Origin of the sequence: Flectobacillus sp., assembly GCF_049240685.1 — a bacterium.
GTDB lineage: Bacteria > Bacteroidota > Bacteroidia > Cytophagales > Spirosomataceae > Flectobacillus.
The window spans coordinates 1-18,350 of the sequence record NZ_JBMLSD010000411.1; the positions used below are offsets into that span (position 1 = coordinate 1).

General features: G+C 38.1%; 14 protein-coding genes and 1 riboswitch. Of the genes, 5 read left to right on the forward strand and 9 right to left on the reverse strand.

Going from position 1 to position 18,350, the window contains the following annotated elements; translation table 11 throughout:
* The first annotated feature begins 238 nt into the window (after positions 1–238).
* On the forward strand, positions 239–1,567 hold the full coding sequence (locus ACOVQ4_RS18830) for an amidohydrolase (RefSeq protein ID WP_421822156.1): 1,329 nt from the start codon (positions 239–241) through the stop codon (positions 1,565–1,567).
* A gap of 442 nt (positions 1,568–2,009) precedes the next feature.
* Here ACOVQ4_RS18830 and ACOVQ4_RS18835 read toward each other — a convergent pair whose 3' ends face one another.
* The 7 genes from ACOVQ4_RS18835 to ACOVQ4_RS18865 form a co-directional block, all read right to left on the reverse strand.
* Positions 2,010–3,086, reverse strand: coding sequence for a CHC2 zinc finger domain-containing protein (locus ACOVQ4_RS18835; RefSeq protein ID WP_421822157.1), 1,077 nt, complete (start codon positions 3,084–3,086; stop codon positions 2,010–2,012).
* A 144-nt stretch (positions 3,087–3,230) separates the two neighbouring features.
* On the reverse strand, positions 3,231–3,767 hold the full coding sequence (gene atpH, locus ACOVQ4_RS18840) for an ATP synthase F1 subunit delta (RefSeq protein WP_421822158.1): 537 nt from the start codon (positions 3,765–3,767) through the stop codon (positions 3,231–3,233).
* A gap of 45 nt (positions 3,768–3,812) precedes the next feature.
* Positions 3,813–4,307 (reverse strand): F0F1 ATP synthase subunit B, encoded by a 495-nt coding sequence (gene atpF, locus ACOVQ4_RS18845; protein WP_421822159.1) that lies wholly within the window; start codon positions 4,305–4,307, stop codon positions 3,813–3,815.
* Positions 4,308–4,537: 230 nt separating this feature from the next.
* Positions 4,538–4,783: an ATP synthase F0 subunit C gene (gene atpE, locus ACOVQ4_RS18850; protein ID WP_095161318.1), complete on the reverse strand. Its 246-nt coding sequence runs from the start codon at positions 4,781–4,783 to the stop codon at positions 4,538–4,540.
* A 201-nt stretch (positions 4,784–4,984) separates the two neighbouring features.
* A complete protein-coding gene (gene atpB, locus ACOVQ4_RS18855; protein ID WP_421822160.1) occupies positions 4,985–6,079 on the reverse strand; it encodes a F0F1 ATP synthase subunit A in 1,095 nt (364 codons plus the stop codon).
* A 107-nt stretch (positions 6,080–6,186) separates the two neighbouring features.
* Positions 6,187–6,549, reverse strand: coding sequence for a hypothetical protein (locus tag ACOVQ4_RS18860; protein ID WP_421822161.1), 363 nt, complete (start codon positions 6,547–6,549; stop codon positions 6,187–6,189).
* A 199-nt stretch (positions 6,550–6,748) separates the two neighbouring features.
* Positions 6,749–9,262, reverse strand: coding sequence for a TonB-dependent receptor plug domain-containing protein (locus ACOVQ4_RS18865; protein WP_421822162.1), 2,514 nt, complete (start codon positions 9,260–9,262; stop codon positions 6,749–6,751).
* Positions 9,263–9,511: 249 nt separating this feature from the next.
* Positions 9,512–9,629: riboswitch (SAM riboswitch) on the forward strand.
* 114 nt (positions 9,630–9,743) lie between these two features.
* Here ACOVQ4_RS18865 and ACOVQ4_RS18870 point away from each other — a divergent pair.
* Together ACOVQ4_RS18870 and ACOVQ4_RS18875 are read left to right on the forward strand one after the other, a co-directional pair.
* Positions 9,744–9,986, forward strand: a complete 243-nt coding sequence (locus ACOVQ4_RS18870; RefSeq protein WP_421822163.1) for a hypothetical protein — start codon at positions 9,744–9,746, stop codon at positions 9,984–9,986.
* 121 nt (positions 9,987–10,107) lie between these two features.
* On the forward strand, positions 10,108–11,205 hold the full coding sequence (locus ACOVQ4_RS18875) for a homoserine O-acetyltransferase family protein (protein WP_421822164.1): 1,098 nt from the start codon (positions 10,108–10,110) through the stop codon (positions 11,203–11,205).
* A 115-nt stretch (positions 11,206–11,320) separates the two neighbouring features.
* Here the strand turns inward: ACOVQ4_RS18875 and ACOVQ4_RS18880 are convergent, their stop codons facing one another.
* Together ACOVQ4_RS18880 and ACOVQ4_RS18885 are read right to left on the reverse strand one after the other, a co-directional pair.
* A complete protein-coding gene (locus ACOVQ4_RS18880; protein WP_421822165.1) occupies positions 11,321–12,958 on the reverse strand; it encodes an ArnT family glycosyltransferase in 1,638 nt (545 codons plus the stop codon).
* 118 nt (positions 12,959–13,076) lie between these two features.
* The gene (locus ACOVQ4_RS18885; protein ID WP_421822166.1) at positions 13,077–15,212 is read right to left on the reverse strand and encodes a tetratricopeptide repeat protein; all 2,136 of its coding nucleotides are present in this window, start codon (positions 15,210–15,212) and stop codon (positions 13,077–13,079) included.
* A 312-nt stretch (positions 15,213–15,524) separates the two neighbouring features.
* Between ACOVQ4_RS18885 and ACOVQ4_RS18890 the strand changes: the two genes are divergently transcribed.
* Both ACOVQ4_RS18890 and ACOVQ4_RS18895 read left to right on the forward strand, forming a co-directional pair.
* Positions 15,525–15,734, forward strand: a complete 210-nt coding sequence (locus tag ACOVQ4_RS18890) for an AtpZ/AtpI family protein (RefSeq protein ID WP_421822167.1) — start codon at positions 15,525–15,527, stop codon at positions 15,732–15,734.
* A 453-nt stretch (positions 15,735–16,187) separates the two neighbouring features.
* Entirely contained in the window at positions 16,188–18,227 is a 2,040-nt protein-coding gene (locus ACOVQ4_RS18895; RefSeq protein WP_421822168.1) for a penicillin-binding transpeptidase domain-containing protein, read from the forward strand.
* Positions 18,228–18,350: the final 123 nt, after the last annotated feature.

Here is an 18,350-nt window from a genome sequence, read left to right on the forward strand (position 1 = left end):
GTGGGCAAAATAAAATTTAAGATTATGCTTAGGGCTTTCAGGTATCGGCTTTCGGCGGTGGGTTTTGGAAAAAAGCATGGCTGTGGGCAATAAAAAACATTTTAACACTCTGTGCCTTGTGCCTGTTGCCTTGTCCCTAAAACACAAAACTTAAATATAATTCTGCACGATTACTTAATTACCAAAACTGAAGATTATTAATTCAATTATTGTCATCACACAAACCTTAACAAATTCCATGAAAAAGATAGTACTCTCTGGTGCTTTACTCCTTGGCGCTTTTATGTCATTTTCCCAAACCGCAGCACTCAAAGCCAAAGTGTCACAAAAAGCGCAATCTCTTGAATCGAAGGTGGTAGCTTGGCGCCGTGACTTTCACCAAAATCCCGAATTGAGTAACCGTGAATTTAAAACTTCCGAAAAAGTAGCAGCCCATCTTCGCTCTCTAGGCATTGAGGTACAAACAGGAGTTGCCAAAACAGGTGTGGTGGGTATTCTGAAAGGAGGAAAGCCAGGGCCAGTGGTGGCTTTACGTGCTGATATGGATGCCTTACCCGTAAAGGAGAGAGTAGATATCCCTTTTGCCTCCAAAGCTACTGGCGAATATAACGGGCAATCCGTAAGTGTAATGCATGCTTGTGGGCATGACTCTCATGTGGCCATCTTGATGGGTACTGCCGAAATTTTGGCGAGTATGAAAAATGAGCTAAAAGGTACTGTCAAATTTATTTTCCAACCTGCTGAGGAAGGAGCTCCCGAAGGAGAAGAAGGTGGCGCAGGACTGATGGTAAAAGAGGGCGTTCTCGAAAATCCTAAGGTGGATGCTATATTTGGACTGCATATTAGTGCACAAGCACCTGTTGGAACTATTCGCTACCGCCCAAAAGGGACAATGGCAGCATCAGACTGGTTCAAAATTAAGTTGAAAGGTAAACAAGCGCATGGTGCTTCGCCTTGGCAAGGCATTGACCCTATCGTAACTGCTTCACAAATCGTAATGGGTTTACAAACCATCATCAGTCGTAACGCTCCACTTACCGAGTCGGCGGCTGTTGTAACAGTTGGTCAAATCAATGCGGGTGTTCGTAGCAATATCATTCCAGAGGAATTGAATATGAATGGGACAATTCGAACACTCGATACGCAGGTTCAGGATATGATTCATGCTCGAATGAAGCAAGTGGCTACTAATATTGCCGAAAGCGCAGGGGCTACTGCCGAAGTAAGCATTACTAAAATGTGCCCTGTAACTTATAATGACCCTTCTTTGACAGAAAAGATGGTGCCAACGCTCGAAGCAGTTGCTGGCAAAGAAAATGTATTCTTGACCTCGGCTGCTACTGGCGCGGAGGACTTTGCTTTTTATCAAGAAAAAGTACCGGGATTATTCTTCTTTCTAGGTGGTGCGCCAAAAGGTAAAAAAGAATCTGAAACTGCCTCGCATCATACGCCTGACTTCTATATCGATGAGGGTGGTTTTGTTTTGGGTATGAAGGCTATGGCCAATCTAACATTAGACTATTTGGAAATGAATTCAGGAAAGGCCATCAATACTACAGGAAAGTAAATTAGTAAATGTAGTTTTCTGATAGAGATAATTTGGGATATCCCGAATTTTTAGGATTGGGATGATTCTCCAAGTTTTTATCAAAAAAGCGGTTGAAAAAATATTTTTTTAACCGCTTTTTTTAATGCTTCTACACAAGAGATGAATGGCTTGATATGCGGTCATTGAGACGCAAGAATTGCGTCTCTACTCGGAGAATCTAAATTTTAACATAATCACTCATTCGCTCAATCACTAAATTGCTAAATTCGGGATGACTTATGTTGTTAAGTAGTCGTGCAGAATAAGATTTAAGTTACGTGCTTAGGCATTAGGCAACAGGCACAAGGCAAAGAGTGTTAAAATGTTTTTGCCAAATGCCCAAAGCTCAAAATTTAAATTTTATTTTGCGGCTAACTTAAAAAAAGTGAAACCCAATCATTCAAATTACCCGATATTCTATCTAAAACAGATTTAATTGTTCATTACTCCCCAATTTATCAGTGTAATAGTCATTTACGTCTTTATATTCATCAGGAAGTTGTTTGCGCGAACAAGTTAGTCCAAAATGGCTAAAAATTTTCTCTAGTTCATCAGCAGCTCTATGACCAGCTTTATCATTATCCAGATAAAAAATCACATTGGCACGCTTAAATAATTTTGCCCAATCTTTTTTAAAAACATTGGCTGTTCCTAAACTCACGGCAGTTTTACCCGCTTGCACCAATCGCATACAATCAAAAGCTCCTTCGGTAATATATACATCTTGGTCTAGCTTTATTTTATCCAAGGTATCGGCATTGAATAGCGTCAAAGGATGTTTGTACAAAAACTGATAACGTCCATGTCCTTCGGGTGGTGCGCCTAATACTCGCCCTTGCAAATACACAATTCTGCCGTTTCGATAGTATGGAATAATCAAGGGGTGTGCATAAAAAATTAAGTTGTTTTTATCGTTAAAAAGCCCCGATTCTTGCAAGTCTAAGGTCGAGAATCGTTGTTTGAGATACCAACTCACATTTGCATAATCTTTAACCATAAAAAGCCTAAAATCCTGAATGGTTTTATCCGTAAATCCTCTTGATTTTAAGTATTCCAAACCTGATTTAGAGAGCTCGTTGGAGGGCTGTTGTAAACAACAATCTCGAAATGCTTCATAAATTTGAGAGTGGATTTCGTCGACGGGTTTTTCTTTTTCTTGAAGCTTTTTTACATCTACAATTTGTAAAGCATTTTTGGTAGGAAGAGGCTTGGTACTTTTCTGATACGGTTGAGGCGAATACCCAGACAAATACGTCTGAGCCATCGTTTGAATTGTATCTTTAATACTCAATTTTCGGATTTCGGAGAATAGTGTTATTGAATTACCTGTCTTGGCACAACCAAAACAGTAAAAGCTGTTGGTATGCGGATATAAGACTAATGATGGAGTATTTTCCTCATGAAAAGGGCAAACCATACGATTGCGGTTTACCTCCAATCCTAGATCTTGTGCTACCTCTAATATCGAAACCTGACTTAATTCATCCAGAACTGTCATCTTGATTGGAACAATTTAGAATTTTGAAGAAAAGCAAAAAACTTTTAGTCTCTTACAATTTTACCTCAAATATAAAAAAACGACAGCCTTCATGAATCACAAAGGCTGTCGTTTTTGATATGTAGTAAGTACTTTTTCCTAAAACTATTGGAGGAAAGATATTTTCAAGTCGTTTAATCTTGCTTTTACTGAAGTATCGATTTGACGGTCGTTGATACGAAGTACATAACCACCAATCAATTCAGGGTTCACTTTTTCGACCAATTCAACTGTCTTACCCGTAGCTTCAGTTACCAAGCGAATAAATTCTGCTTTTTGAGCATCTGTCAAAGGAGATACCGTAGTAACCTCTGCTTTTTGGATACCTTTATAGAGAGCATATTGACGTTGGAACTCTTCAGCAATAGCAGGAAGGAGTTTTTCACGGTTTTTCTTAGTGATAATTTCAAAAATCGAAAACGTTACAGGGTCAACTTTATCTTTGAAGATTGCAGTCAAAATACCTAATTTCTGTAAGTGTTTTACGATTGGGCTTTTCAAGGCTAATACAAGTTGGCGGTTTTCGTCGCAAACTTGGTCAAAAAACTTCATATCTTCATGAACTTTTTCAATTACACCTTTTTCAGCGGCCAAACCAATCAATGATTTAGCATATCGGAAAGCTACACTTTGTTCTGACATTTCTCTTTACGCTTTGAGTTGCGAGCTGTTAAGCTCATCACTGAATTAGTTTAATTTAGCATCAGATAATAAATCCGTAACCAATTTTTCTTGAGCAGAGCGATCTGCCAATTGAGCACGAAGGATTTTTTCTGCGATTTCCAAAGAAAGAGCAGCAGTCTCTTTCTTGATTGAAGCCACAGCACTAGCTTTTTCTTGTTCGAATGCTACGCGAGCTTTCTCGATTTCGGCGCTAGCTGCTTTTTGAGCTTCGGTTTTAGCATCAGCAATCATTTTATCAGAAGCTTCCTTTGCTGCTTTCAAGATACCATCACGTTCAGCACGAGCTTCAGCTAATAATTTTTCATTACCAGCTTTCAACTCTACCATCTCTTCACGAGTTTTTGCGGCTAAAGCTAAAGCACTTTCGATAGATTCTTCACGCTCATGCAAAGATGCAATGATTGGTTTCCAAGCGAATTTTGCTAATACAAAGAACAAAAGGCCGAAAACTACCAACTGCCAAAAGATCAGACCTAAATCAGGAGTAAGTAATTCCATATTAAATAAATGTTTTTGCGATTGAAAAGCATTTCTTGTATTGTGTAATTACGAAGTGCTTTTATCAGGGTTTACTATATGATTTGGAAAATGAATTTTCTCAAAAAACTTCGTGCTATCGGCCTAATGCGTAATAACACGAAGATAATTTTGTGCTATATCAAAATAGAATAAGATAGAAACTAATTTTCAATCAAATGGCTATTCCGATACCCTTGGTTAGCTACGAATTATTTGTTAGCTACCAAGAAGCAAATAACTGCTGCGAAAAGAGCAACCGCTTCAACGAAAGCAGCTACAACCAACATCGCACCTTGGATCTTGCCAGAAGCCTCTGGTTGACGAGCGATTGATTCCATTGCACGACCACCGATGTTACCGATACCTAAACCAGCACCGATTGCTACTAAACCAGCACCGATACCTGCTAAACCTGTACCTAAAGAAACTTCAGCTAAAATTGACAAAAGTGACATGATTGTTATTTGTTTATGTAAGTGAAAAAAAATATTTACTAATTAAAAATATGAACTTAAGTATTAATGTGCTTTAGGCTATATGCCTTAGGCATTAGGCAAAAAAACTTTTACTATCATATAAGGAATGCTTCTATTCCTTTAGCTTATGGCTTAAAGCCTATAGCAGATAATATTTCAATTTTGCCACTAACTTAAATCTTAGTGATGGTCATCGTGGTGATGTTCTTCTACTGCAGAACCAATATAGCTTGCAGTCAACAACGTAAAGATGAATGCTTGCAAAAACGCTACCAATAATTCGATAATGTTCATGAATACTGCAAATGCACTAATCACTGGGGTAACCACCCAAAGTTTCAAGATGAAAATCAAACCAATAAAGCTCAACATGATGATGTGACCTGCTGTAATGTTAGCAAACAAACGAATCATCAATGATACTGGCTTTGTAAATACACCGATAATTTCTACTGGAGTTAAGATTACCAACAACCATTTTGGAACGCCAGGCATGGCAAAAATGTGTCCCCAATAAGTGCTTTTACCATTTAAGTTGGTAATCAACAATGTAAGTACCGACAATACTAATGTTACAGCAATATTACCTGTTACGTTAGCTCCACCTGGTAATAGACCCAAAAGGTTATTAATCCAAATAAAGAAAAACAAGGTTAACAAATACGGAAGGAATCTTCTGTAGTGTTTTTCGCCGATGCTGTTTTTTACAACCTCATCACGAATAAAGATGATAATTGGCTCTAACCAAGACTGTAGACCTTTTGGGGCTTTAGTACCTCTTTTTTGATAAGCATTACCAACACTAATGAAGATTAAAAGTAACAACACAGCACTGATTAACAAAGAAGCTACGTTTTTGGTAATAGACAAATCAATTACTTTCGAACCATCTTCAGCGTGCAACTTACCATGTTCGATAATCAAACCTTCATAAGCTACTGGATTGCCGTGCTCGTCTTCTAATTTGCTAGAAGAAAATACTTTTACGCCATCTTTCGTATAAGCAATTACTGGAAGATGAATGCCAATACCGTGTGCAAACTCCCATTTGTGGTCGTCAGCAATGTGGTGCATAATCATGTGACCTAAGTCAACTTTGCCTTCTTCGTGTGCTTCAGCACCAGCAGCGTGTTCGGCAGTTGCCTCTACGCCATGAACTGCTACTGTTGAATCAGCCGTAGCGGAAGTTGCTGAGTGATGCTCGGATTGTGCAAATACTGAAGTAGCAAATAAAAATAAAAATGCTACAATATTTGAAAAATATAATTTTCTCATCTCGACGTGGGGGATGAACGTATAATGGTTTATGATTTTGACTTTCTTATTCGTATGCTTTACTCCACCTGAAAATCAACAACTTATACTAATTATTAACACAGGGCCTATGAAAAGTGTCGCAAGTTACGATACAAATCGTAGATTTCAAAACCTGTATAACATAAATAGAGTACAAAAAAGTTGCTAATAAATATATATATGTCAGGAGTGTTCTTATATATGAAGAATCCAATAAATGCTAAACTCAAAATTAAGCGAGCACCGATACTTCCCATGTAAAACTCAATAAAATGCTTTCGGTCGTTGGCAAAGCCTTGTTGCATCAATAAATGATTGAAATAAGAAAGTGCTGCATAAAATGCAAGCATGAACCACTTATCAGTATGGACATATTCTGATAAACCAATGTATGGAGCCAAAAAGAAGATTAAACCGACCACAACAGTCAGTAGGATAATGCGTAACATTGTAGGTTCTGAATTTTTCCGCAAAGATACGTAAAACCTTCATTCAGAAATGAAAAAGGGGAATAAATTACTGCAATTTATTCCCCTTTTATTGTAGAAGATTATCCTAGGGCTTGGAGCTTTTTGCTAGGATATTCAAGTTTAAAGAAATACCATACAGCTAAGCTGATAACCTTATACCCTAGGCTTCTCGAATATACTACCTTACCAAATATTCATTTTGACCAACACCCACTCGCCCTTGATTTGACATTCCTTCCAATTTGATATTCATATTTCCTTTGGCATCGCTATTCCAGAAGCTCGTTGTGGCTTTACCTGATGCATCAGTCGTGATATTGGCGTTCCAATATAGGGTCGAACGATAGTCTGGACGAACATGTTCTGGTTTTGCTTGGTCATACTGTGGAGCAAAAAACTCTCTAGTCATGGCATAGCCCATTCGCTTCTGAATTTTGACACCTTCAATATTAGCCTTACTCCAATCGTAGTTGGCGTTGCCTCTTCTTGTAAGTACAGAAATAACCCCGTTTCCTCCTCTAACCCCAAATATTGCAGCATCTGCGCCTTTCAATACATCTATACTTTCGACATCGCATGGAGGGATGGTGTTGATAACATCGCTACTTACTTGCATTCCATCAATTAAAAATAGCGGGTCACTAGAGCTATTAATTGAACTTTGTCCACGGATAACAACCGAAAATGCCCCCAACCCTGTTTGTACTACTTGAACCCCCGGAACTCTCCCCTGTAGCATTTGAAGTACACTAAACATACCTCCACAGAGCGTATCATCAACCTTGAGCGTGTTACTGGCTTGCCCATAAATTTTGCGGCTATCTTCGGGTTCTTTTTTGGCTGTTACGGTTACTTCTTGAAGCATTTGTACTTTTTCGGTAATGAGCTTCTTTTCAAGTTCGATGGATTCTCTTGAGTATTTTAAAAACGTCGCAAAAGCATTTGGGTCAAAAATGCGCACCTCATTAGGAATTTGTAATGGTCTTGTTTTAGGCAATGAAAGCGCTTCATCTATCGTCAAGGTCAAATTACGAGCACCATTGGCCTTTACCGCCTGAAGATACACGTCGACACTATCCGTAAAATCTAAGTTGTAAAAACCATATCTGCCCAGTGAGTCTACACTTGTCATGGCGATAATAGGGTTTTCTTTTGGCTTTTTGAGCATCAACGTTAGCGTAAGTTTGTCTGTTACTTTACCATTAGGACGAAGTGCTTTGCCCGTAATTTCGAGTCCTTGCTCAACAAAATAATCCATTTTAGGTTTAAAATTACTCAACATTTGTTGCCAAGTAAATCGGCGCCAGCCTTGCGTCATCATTAGCAAATCGAGATGTAAATGACGGTTTTCTTGTGTATTGTCAAAATAATATTGCGGTTGTTCTATGGTACCTTGTATTTGTTGATAATACTGTCCGCTCAACGATTCTTTTACTTCCGAATTTAACAAAACATAAGTCAAAATATTGTCGGCATAAGGTTCGCCCTTTACTTGTGAAGCATCGGTAACGGCTACAGAAAAAGTCCCTTGAACAGGTTTGCCTTCGGCGTCTTTTACTTCTATATTCAAATCTACTTTCTCGCGACTTTTATATTCTGCTTTATTCGAAGAAACATTTACCTGTAGTGCTCTATTTCCATGTTCAACAAATATCAATCTCTCACAAATCGGTAATCCCTCGGGCGAAAACAAAGTTATTTGTACTACCCCGTCGTCAGGAATTTGATTTTTGGGAATATTTGCTACAAAATTTTTACTTGATTCTAAACCTTTTGCCAACATACAAACCTCTCCGCGTTGTTGCACAACGATAGGAAGTTCCTTGCCTTGTCCGGCAGGTTTGGGGTTAGAGTTCTGAATATAGATTCGGATTTTATCTTTATACGTAACATTGTCAACACTCATGATATAACCGCTCTTTTGAGCTTGTGGTAATTCTTGTTTGAGATAACTACCATCTGATTTCTTTACATAAGCTATATAAGAATTATTGTTTTCGGGACGAAAATTGAATACCCCGTGCCCTAAATGAGCGGTACTAAACACCCCAACCGTATCTTTATCATTAGCCAACACAAAGCCAGAGGTTTCTACGCCTTTGCCTAACTTATTCACAATTTTGAAGGCTAATCTACTTTCTAGATTCTCAACTAGATATCCTCCTTCTGGAAAAAAGTTAATAGACGCAACTTCGTTGAGAGCCTGCGCTTTATTTTCGTTCATCGAAGGCATATTGGTATTTTGCCATACTCGTATGTCTTTTTCAAAAAATAAAGATTCTGAAAAGTTTCGCATATAGTTGGTATAGGCTCTTATGCGATACAGGTCGGTTTTAAGGGTATCTGGCAATTGAATATCACCCACCGAAACTGCCAAAGCTTTTAGCACTTTGTGTACTATGACTTTACCCGTAGCGGGCTGTACCAAATCTACATATAATACTCGACTCACCGAGTCTACCCCATTCGAAGAGGCATCGAATAAATAACCTTTTAGCCACATAGTTTCGCCAGCCATGTAGTAGGGTTTATCCAGATGGAGATATACTTTTTCTTGAGGATACGAATAACGATAGTTGGTTAAAGTAGCACGTAGTTTTTCATAAACAGGTTGCTCTTGGGCGTATGAAGTGTTGAGAAAACACAACAAACTTAATAAGGTAATAAAGCAATAGGTTAAATTGTTTTTCATTGCAATTGGTTTGATTTAGAACAGTAAAATGGTTCGAACTAGCGATTTAAAAAAAGAAAAGCGAATCTACAACGATTTCTTGATGACTGGTAGTGTGTATACAAATGACTTCATTTGGCGATATGGGTTGTTTTTAGTAGAAAATAGATGATGTAAATATAATCTATCTATAAAATGCTTGCATTTTCGAGCTTCTAGCTATTATATTTGCAGCATCAAGTCAATTACTCTTCACAAAAGGTAGTAGTTGATTTATAAAGAAGAAGGGAGAGAATAGGCTCTACGAACTTCTGGCAACCTACTGATTCGTAAAGGCAAGGTGCTAATTCCTACCCAGTAAATTCATCATTATTGGGAAATATAAACCAATTACGAAACTAATCCAGCTACATTTTTACATTCTGCTGTTCAGTATTCGTCAGGTTTACGATGTATCGTTTCACTGTCACAATTCATTGTGGCTATAGGTCTGTACGCATCCATGAAAAAATTTATTCCAATTACCGTAGGCAACTATCTCGTTGTCCATGGGTATGACGAGCACAATCGAGAAATCATCGAAAGTGTCGAGGTAGAAAAAGCAAGTTTAAAAATTGTAGCAGTAGACCGTATTCAGTCGCTGAGCGAAAAATATATGTTGGTTACAGGCGCATTCGGTCGTTTGATGTACTGGGAATATGAAGAGCCTTTTGAGGAGATTTCAGCCAAACTAATCGAGAACTAAAGACTTTGGGCGTGGTGATGACTTGTTTCTTTTATTTTTAGTAAAAAAACAAATCGTATCATTTTCAATTAAATGTTCTCTTCTTGATTCTTTATTAAAATCAAAAACAGCATCTCAATTCGTGTTAAATACGTCAGTTTTTAAATATCATGCTCCTTTCAAACTTGAAGCTGGAGGAGTATTACCAGAAGTTGAATTGGCTTATCAAGCACTCGGACAGCTCAATACCGACTGCTCGAATGTAATATGGGTATGCCATGCTTTTACGGGTAGCCAAGATGTAGCAGATTGGTGGCAAGGTTTGGTCGGCAAAGGCAAATTGTTTGACCCTGAACAATACTTTATTATCTGTGTAAATGTGTTGGGGTCGCATTATGGAAGTACAGGGCCACTTTCGATTAACCCCGAAACTGGTGAGCCATATTTTCACACTTTTCCAACAATTACGATTCGTGATATTGTCAACTCTTTTGATTTATTGAGAGAACATCTGGGTATTTCAAAAATCAAAACTTGTGTTGGTGGTTCTTTGGGTGGTCAGCAAGCGGTAGAATGGGCTATTTCTCAACCTGAGCTTATCGAAAATTTGATTTTGATTGCCACTAATGCCCAACATTCTCCTTGGGGGATTGCGTTCAATGAGTCTCAAAGAATGTCTATTGAAGTAGACCCTACTTGGAAAGAAAGCCATCCTTTGGCAGGTATCAATGGTATGAAAGCCGCTCGTGCTACAGCTTTGATTTCATATCGTAACTACGAAACTTATGGTGTAACCCAAGCACGCCGCGAGGAAGGTTTGGACAAAACCTATCGTGCTGTCACGTATCAGCGTTATCAAGGTGAGAAACTGGCACAACGATTCAATGCTTTTTCGTACTATGTATTATCGCAAGTAATGGATTCGCAAGATGTGGGTCGTGGAAGGGGTGGAGTAATTAATGCCCTTGGACAAGTCAAAGCCAAAACTTTAGTAATGGGTATCAAATCCGATGCACTGTTTCCTATTAATGAGCAAGAGTTTTTAGCAAAATACATTCCTGACGCTACATTTCAGGCTTTGGACTCGTTATATGGCCATGATGGCTTTTTAATAGAAAATGAATTGATTACAAAAGCCATTAAAATTTGGCAGAAATTTATTAAATTAGATGTCAATCCAATGTACTCTTTCTTCAAAGCTCTTGAAGACCGTCCAAGAACATTAGTTGCTCATGATTAATGAGTTTTGTATAAAAAGTTACAAGCTAGCAACAGCTTCGAAAAAATTGTTTACTACCTGACTACCTATATTTTTCTTTACCAAAAAAGCTGGCATCACTGCCAGCTTTTTCATTTTATTTTCTTTCGTAAAACAAAAATCCGTTTTCTTCTTTTATCAATCGTAGATTAGGGTGTGCTTTCATGGCGCTATCTGCTGTAATCTTCATCACAAAATATGCAGGTTTGTCCAAATGAGGTTCATTCAATAAATAGGCCTCTGTTTTAGGTTTCTGAGGCTGTTTTTGGAAATAGAACAGTTGGGCATACGATTTAAAACCAATTGGCTCCACATACACATCTTTCCCTTTCAACGATTCATAAAAACTTATCGCAGCACGTTGAGAATAACCTTCGATTTTGCTAACTACCACCGCCGAATAACCAAATAAACATAGTGCAGTAGCAATATATAAACCTCGAATATTGCGCATACTCACCATCACGATTACCGCCACTATGTACGCTAAGCCCATGTACTGTTCCCATCCGCCCCAAGTAACTTTGGCACTGAGATTTGCCACGGCAAAGTCATCTTTGATATACGGAATCAATTGAGCTGCATACTGACCTACCAATGGCACAGCTGTAAGAGCAATTGCCATTACCAAACCTATAAAGAACAAGCCAAAACCTGTGAGTTTTGACCATTTCCAAGTACCTGATAGTAAGTTATGGACATGGTATGCCGCCAAATACGACACAGGAAACCATGCCATTGATGAATAATGAACAATCTTGGTTTTCACAATCGTGAATAAAATCATGACTACCCAAAACAAATAAATCATCCATTTTCTGAAATATTCTCCTTGAGAATTGCCTGCCGCTGAAGTTCCTAATGCACGAATCGCCAATACCGAAATAGGAAAACAACCTACCAATACAACTACAAAATGATAATAGAATGGTTGTTCATGCCCAGCATCGCCAGTAGTCAATAAGCGGATTTGATACTGAATAAACTCTACAAATAAACCCCATCCATTTTGATAGATAGATAGTCCAAACCAAATACAAGCTACCAAAAAAGCAATAGCAATGGCTGAGAAAAATGGCTTAATGGCATCTTTTAAGAAACTAGCACTAAATCCATTGACACCCCAATAAGTGAATACGGTAAGTCCCCATAATAAACCACCGACAGGTCCTTTGGTGAGAATCGCCAATCCTACAAACAGTCCTGAAAGTAGGCCGTAGTTTTGACGTTTAGCTGTATTTTGATTGGTAGAAACACTTTGAGAGAAATACCAAACGCCCAAAAAGATAAATAGATTGAACGTAGGGTCGATAATACCTGATTTGAAATATAAGTGTGGTGTAAATGAGCCTAAATATCCTAAAGCCCACAACACACCAAATTTTTCGTTATAAAGTTTCCGTCCGATTCGATAAAATACCAACAGGGTAATAACACCAATGATAGCATTAGGAAAACGAGCACCAAACTCTGGAGCAAATCCCGAATTTGGATCAAATACATTAAATGCTTTCATGGCTAATACCTGCATCCAGAAAAACAAAGGAGGTTTTTCCCAAAACGGCATGTAATTAATTTGTACAGTAGCATAGTTTCCTGTCAAAATCATTTCTCTTGCCGATTCTGCAAAATTGATTTCATCCCAGTCAAACAAATGGGAACTACCAATAAATGGGATAAAAAAAACTGCCCCTAGAGCAGTTATTAATAAGTAGTGTAAATGTCTTGTTTGCATAATTAATCGTCTATCCCAAGTGTGACAACGTTTTGGCAAAAGTAAAGAAAATAATTGTTTCGTCTAAACTTTCAGAAACCGATAGATGAATAAACTTTTTTCTAAAAAAAGAATAAAACTATGGCTTGGTGCTTTTGGCTGCCGCTAAGTTTTCCTTTACTAAACCTAGCAATTGGCTTTTGGGGTAATCTTTGATAAAATCATTTAATGCTTTGACATAACCCTCAAAGTTTTGGGTTTTAGCCAATAATAGTGCTTTTAAAAATGCCAATTTATCTTCGGTGTGGCTATTGGGATATTCTTTTAAAGCGGTGTCTACGAAAGACAAGGCATCTGCAAAATTTCCTTGCTGATAGTACTGATATGCCTCTGAATAAAGCTTTTGTGCTTCCGATTCTTTATCAGAACTCAACTCCACGATATTTTCACGGCTCAACATTCTTGCAAAATACGAATCTCCAAATTTATCGAAGAGTGCTTTTCTGTAGTTTGCCTTTTCTGTTGGATTATTTTCATGTAATAAATAGAGAAAATACAAAGCCTCTGGTTCGTGAATCGAATTTGGGTATTCGGAAAGTAACTGTTTGAATGTTGAAATAGATTTCTTAGGCTCATTCAAACTCAACTTAAATATCTTTCCCACTTCAAACATGGCATCCTGTCGCTTAATTTGGGAGCTTTCAAATGCTTTGGTTCCAAAGGGTATCCTTGTTTTCATAAGCGCCTTTTCTGTGGCTAATTCCTTATCACTTATCCCTTCAATTGTATTATTTGAAGCCGAAGTGTTTTCGGTACTTGGCGTATTAAAACTAGCAAAAGAGCTAGCATCCTCGCGGCTGCTCCTGCGCCAGTTATCTTCTAGGGGGCGGTTGCCCCAACGGTTCACAAAGTTGGTTCGCCCCTGACTTACAAGCATTGTATTAGAAAAATACCAGTCTGTTTTGCCAGGCGTTGCAAAAGGGTCTTTGGGTGCTGTAGTCGAGCTAGCTATAATTTCTTTTGCTTTTTCCAAATTAGCCAATTCCTGGGCTTTTTTGAGGCGAATAGCTTTTTCTAACACCTTATCTAACTCAGCAGGAGAGAGCTTCGAAAGTTTTTGTAGAGAATCTTCCGTTTTGACAATAGTCATTTGCTTCACAAATTCGCTTAGTACTTGTTGCTTTTGTTTTACCTTGGCAAAGGCGGCATCGGTATTTGGTAGCAAAGACAGACAACTGTCATAATAAGCGGAGGCAGTTTCATATTCGGCATATTTGTCATAATACAATTCTGCCAGTGTCAAATACGTGTATGGTAACTGTTTGGTATCCTTGCTAATGCTTGCAGATTTTTTCAATAATTCAATTCCCTTGGTAGTATTTCCTTGGCGCATTTCTGCCGAAGCCATCGCCTCATAAATTTTATCAGATAAATCTTTGTTTTTACTATCCTTTAATAGTTTATCAAAATTACCTTTTTGGTTCATGACCAAGGCGCTATTCAAGGAGGCATAGAATCTTAAATCGTAGGAAGGTCTATTCTTTGCTACTTTAGAAAAACTTTCGCTAGATTTAGGAAATTGAGCCAACAGTTCGTAGAGTTGGCCTTTTATATAATACAGACGAGCTTTCTGTTCGTTTTTGGGTAATAGAGGTAAAGCCTCTTCCAAGATGGCTACAGATATAGCATATTCCTTTCTTAGTTGATGCAAATAAGCTTTTGTAAGATAAAAATTGGCTGTATTGTTTTTATTTAGGTCTTCTTCTCTCAATAGTTCAGCCACCTTTAGTGCTGTAGTAAACTCAGCCTGTTCTACATAGGCTCTCATTAGGCCAATCAGCGCAGCATGACGGGCGTTATCGTCGGTAGCAGTGGTGTTGACATATTTAAAGGTTTCGATAGCATTTTTGTAATCTTCCTGTACTAATCTTGCTTGGCCAATGAGGACATAGGCATCGTCGAGCCAACGAGAGTTTTGATGTCGCTCGGCAACCATCGAAGCTTTTTTGATGACAGCATTTAGTTCGGACGAAACCGTGCTTGCCACGGTCGAATCGAGAGGTAGAAGAATAGGAAGTAATTGAGAGTAGTTATCGTGTCGTTCTTCGAAAAGTTTTTTTTCAGCCTCAAACATTTTCTGGTTGGCTTGAAAAAGCGCATTATACTTTGCATTGAGGTTATGAAATCCCACGCTTATAGGCGAAGAGCTATATTGTGAGCAACCCAAAATGCCCCAAAATATGAGAAGTAGTAAAAGTAAAGATATTCTATTCATGTGAAGTAGCTATGCAGAAAAACTACAAGAGTTTGATTGATTCGTCATCGAAAACACAAATATAGGTCAAATTGATGGTTCTTGTAAAAAGATTCAAAGTACGCTGCTCAATACAAAAACTGTGGCAAGGGTATCGAACTTGCATAACAAGCCTTTTAACGCAAAATAACGAGAATTTATTATCAGATTCCGTGCCAATTAAGTATTTTTGTTTGAAGTATAACAAACATTCGTTCATTGATTTTTTTTAAGTCATTTTACGGAAAACTACAATTTTTATTCGACGTTAAACAATTTTTTTTCTTTACTTTCATGTCAAAAGATTCGCCAAATTCCAACAAGTATATGCGCTATATGGGGGCAGGAACACAAATGCTTGTAACCATTGCGGGTGGCGTACTGTTAGGCAACTGGCTCGATAAGACCCTTCATACTACCACTCCATGGTATTCCATTGGATGTTCGTTGCTTTTCATTTTTGCTGCGATTTATTTATTAATTCGTAGTCTTCCTAAAGAATAATACAGTAATAAAAATTTACACTTTGATTCTCAGTGAGTTTGTTGACAAATAATTGAAAAACAGCAAATTTTGCAGTTCAATTATGTTCTTTCGGGTGGTTTCATTCGTTTAAAATGTAAAACAGGTATGTTTTTGGGTTAAATGATGGATTCACTCTTTGGTGTTTTAAGCTAGTAGGCAACATAAAATTTAATTTTTGAGCTTTCGGCTTTGGGTATTCGGCAAAAACATCGCTATAGTTACTAAACAACAATTTAAGACGCTTTGCCTGTTGCCTAAAACACATAACTTAAATCTAATTCTGCACCATTACTCAATACAAATACTATCATGGTGGGGTTCTAAAATTAATTCAATTCGTAGGCTAAATTGGCCTTGGTATTGGAAGTGAATCCTAGTATTTTTTTAATTAGAAACCTTTTTCTGGATATCCCTAAAATTATATAAAAGCAAGTGGACGAGATTAAAAAGCGATTTATTCAAGGATTTATTCTCTTGATTGCCATACTTTACATCGGAAGGCTATTTTATTTACAAGTTATTGATGAGACCTACAAATTGGATGCTCAAAATAATGCTATTCGTAAAATTGTACAAGTTCCATTTAGAGGACTTATCTATGATCGTAACAAAAAATTGATTGTTTATAACACGCCAGTGTATGATTTGTACATTACTCCCAAAAAAGCACATGTTCAAGATACGCTTAAGTTTTGTAGACTATTTGACATTACTCGTAGTGAGTTTGACAGCCTAACTCACCTGGCTAGAGTTTACTCGCCAGTTCGTCCGTCTTTATTTTTAAGACAGCTCTCAAAAGAGGAATATGCACGCGTACAAGACGCTATGGTCGATTATCCTGGTTTTTCTTTCCAGATTAGTTCATTGCGTACTTATCAGTCTAAGGGTATGGCTAATGCATTAGGATATGTTGGTGAAATTAGCCCTGAACGCCTTTTGAAAGAACAAGAAAAAGGGAATGAATATTACCGCCAAGGGGACTATGTGGGAGTGACAGGTCTTGAGCGTTTTTATGAGGAAGAACTTCGCGGACAAAGAGGCGAGAAATATGTGATGGTAAACAGCCGTGGAGTCGAAAAAGGCCCCTTTAAAAATGGCGAGTTTGACAGGGAGCCTATTGCTGGCAAAAACCTTATCTCTTCTGTAGATATCGCCCTACAAGATTATGCTGACAGTTTGATGCAACATAAAGTAGGGAGTATTGTAGCAATTGAGCCGTCTTCGGGCGAAATTCTGGCGATGGTGTCGGCTCCTACCTACGACCCGAGTAAGTTATCGGGTAGAACTTTCTCAAAATATTTTCAAACACTCAATCTCAATCCACTTCACCCACTCATCAACCGTCCGCCTAGTGCCTACTATCGCCCGGGGTCAACGTTCAAGCTAATTCAAGCATTGATAGGCTTACAATTGGGTGTTATCAGCCCTAGCACAGGTTTTAGTCATGCAGGTGTACCTATGAAATGCCACTGTGGAGGTACATCGTCATCAATTCAATTGGGTATCAAAAACTCTTGTAACCCCTATTTCTATAATGTTTTTAAACGAATCATTTATAACAATAAAGAGCCTAATTTATTCAAGAAATCAGCAGTTGGTCTTCAACGTTGGAACGATATGGCCAGCAAATTTGGGATTGGTCAGGAATTGGGCGTTGATTTACCAAACGAAACAAAAGGTAAACTCCCAAGCGTAGAATACTATGATAAAGTATATAAAGGGCCGCTTCGTTGGAAGTTTTCTAATATTTATTCTGTAGGCATTGGTGAGGGTGAAATCGTAATTAATCCACTCAAAATGGCAAACGTTGCGGCAATTATTGCCAACAGAGGATGGTATGTTCGTCCGCACCTCGTAAAAGGAATAAATACAATTGGGAATATTGATAACAAATACAAAGAACATCTCTCGGTAGGAATTGACCGTCGACATTTCGAACCAGTTATCGAGGGCATGGTAGGTGCTGTAAATGCGGGTACAGTTGCAGCCGAAGCACGTTTGAGTGATATTCAGATTTGTGGCAAAACAGGAACATCGCAAAACAAACATGGACAAGACCATGCGATTTTTATTGCTTTTGCCCCAAGAGAAAATCCTAAAATTGCGATAGCTGTATTTATCGAAAATGCGGGTTTTGGTGGAACTCACTCTGCGCCGATTGCTTCTCTTTGTATCGAAAAATATCTCAAAGGAAAAGTAGAACGCAAAGCCATGGAAACTCGATGGATGGAAAAAAGCTATTTATCAAACGTGCTAAGTGCAAAGAATGCCTCTGCCAAACCAAATAAAGCAGTAAAAACCGTTGTAGTCAAAGATTCTACGATTGAAGACTATCAATTGCGTAATCTCAAAGAAGAGTTATTTAAGTTGGATCAAGCAAACAAACCAAAAGCTCCTCTTTTCAAAATTCCAATGAAGCCAGAAGCAGTATTACCTAAATCGTCGAAAGTTACTCCTCAAAAAAAGAACTAAAGACGCATCTAAAAGTACCTTAGAGCATTAGGAATGGATTCGTTTGATTTCCTTCTGACTCTTTGGAAGTAATCGTGCAGAATTGGATTTAAGTTTTGTGTTTTAGGGACAAGGCAACAGGCA

Bases quoted from the DNA above. Each gene is read 5' to 3' on its own strand.
- ACOVQ4_RS18830 (WP_421822156.1), top strand. From the start codon at position 239: ATGAAAAAGATAGTACTCTCTGGTGCTTTACTCCTTGGCGCTTTTATG.
- ACOVQ4_RS18835 (WP_421822157.1), bottom strand. From the start codon at position 3,086: ATGACAGTTCTGGATGAATTAAGTCAGGTTTCGATATTAGAGGTAGCA.
- atpH (WP_421822158.1), bottom strand. From the start codon at position 3,767: ATGTCAGAACAAAGTGTAGCTTTCCGATATGCTAAATCATTGATTGGT.
- atpF (WP_421822159.1), bottom strand. From the start codon at position 4,307: ATGGAATTACTTACTCCTGATTTAGGTCTGATCTTTTGGCAGTTGGTA.
- atpE (WP_095161318.1), bottom strand. From the start codon at position 4,783: ATGTCACTTTTGTCAATTTTAGCTGAAGTTTCTTTAGGTACAGGTTTA.
- atpB (WP_421822160.1), bottom strand. From the start codon at position 6,079: ATGAGAAAATTATATTTTTCAAATATTGTAGCATTTTTATTTTTATTT.
- ACOVQ4_RS18860 (WP_421822161.1), bottom strand. From the start codon at position 6,549: ATGTTACGCATTATCCTACTGACTGTTGTGGTCGGTTTAATCTTCTTT.
- ACOVQ4_RS18865 (WP_421822162.1), bottom strand. From the start codon at position 9,262: ATGAAAAACAATTTAACCTATTGCTTTATTACCTTATTAAGTTTGTTG.
- ACOVQ4_RS18870 (WP_421822163.1), top strand. From the start codon at position 9,744: ATGAAAAAATTTATTCCAATTACCGTAGGCAACTATCTCGTTGTCCAT.
- ACOVQ4_RS18880 (WP_421822165.1), bottom strand. From the start codon at position 12,958: ATGCAAACAAGACATTTACACTACTTATTAATAACTGCTCTAGGGGCA.
- ACOVQ4_RS18885 (WP_421822166.1), bottom strand. From the start codon at position 15,212: ATGAATAGAATATCTTTACTTTTACTACTTCTCATATTTTGGGGCATT.
- ACOVQ4_RS18890 (WP_421822167.1), top strand. From the start codon at position 15,525: ATGTCAAAAGATTCGCCAAATTCCAACAAGTATATGCGCTATATGGGG.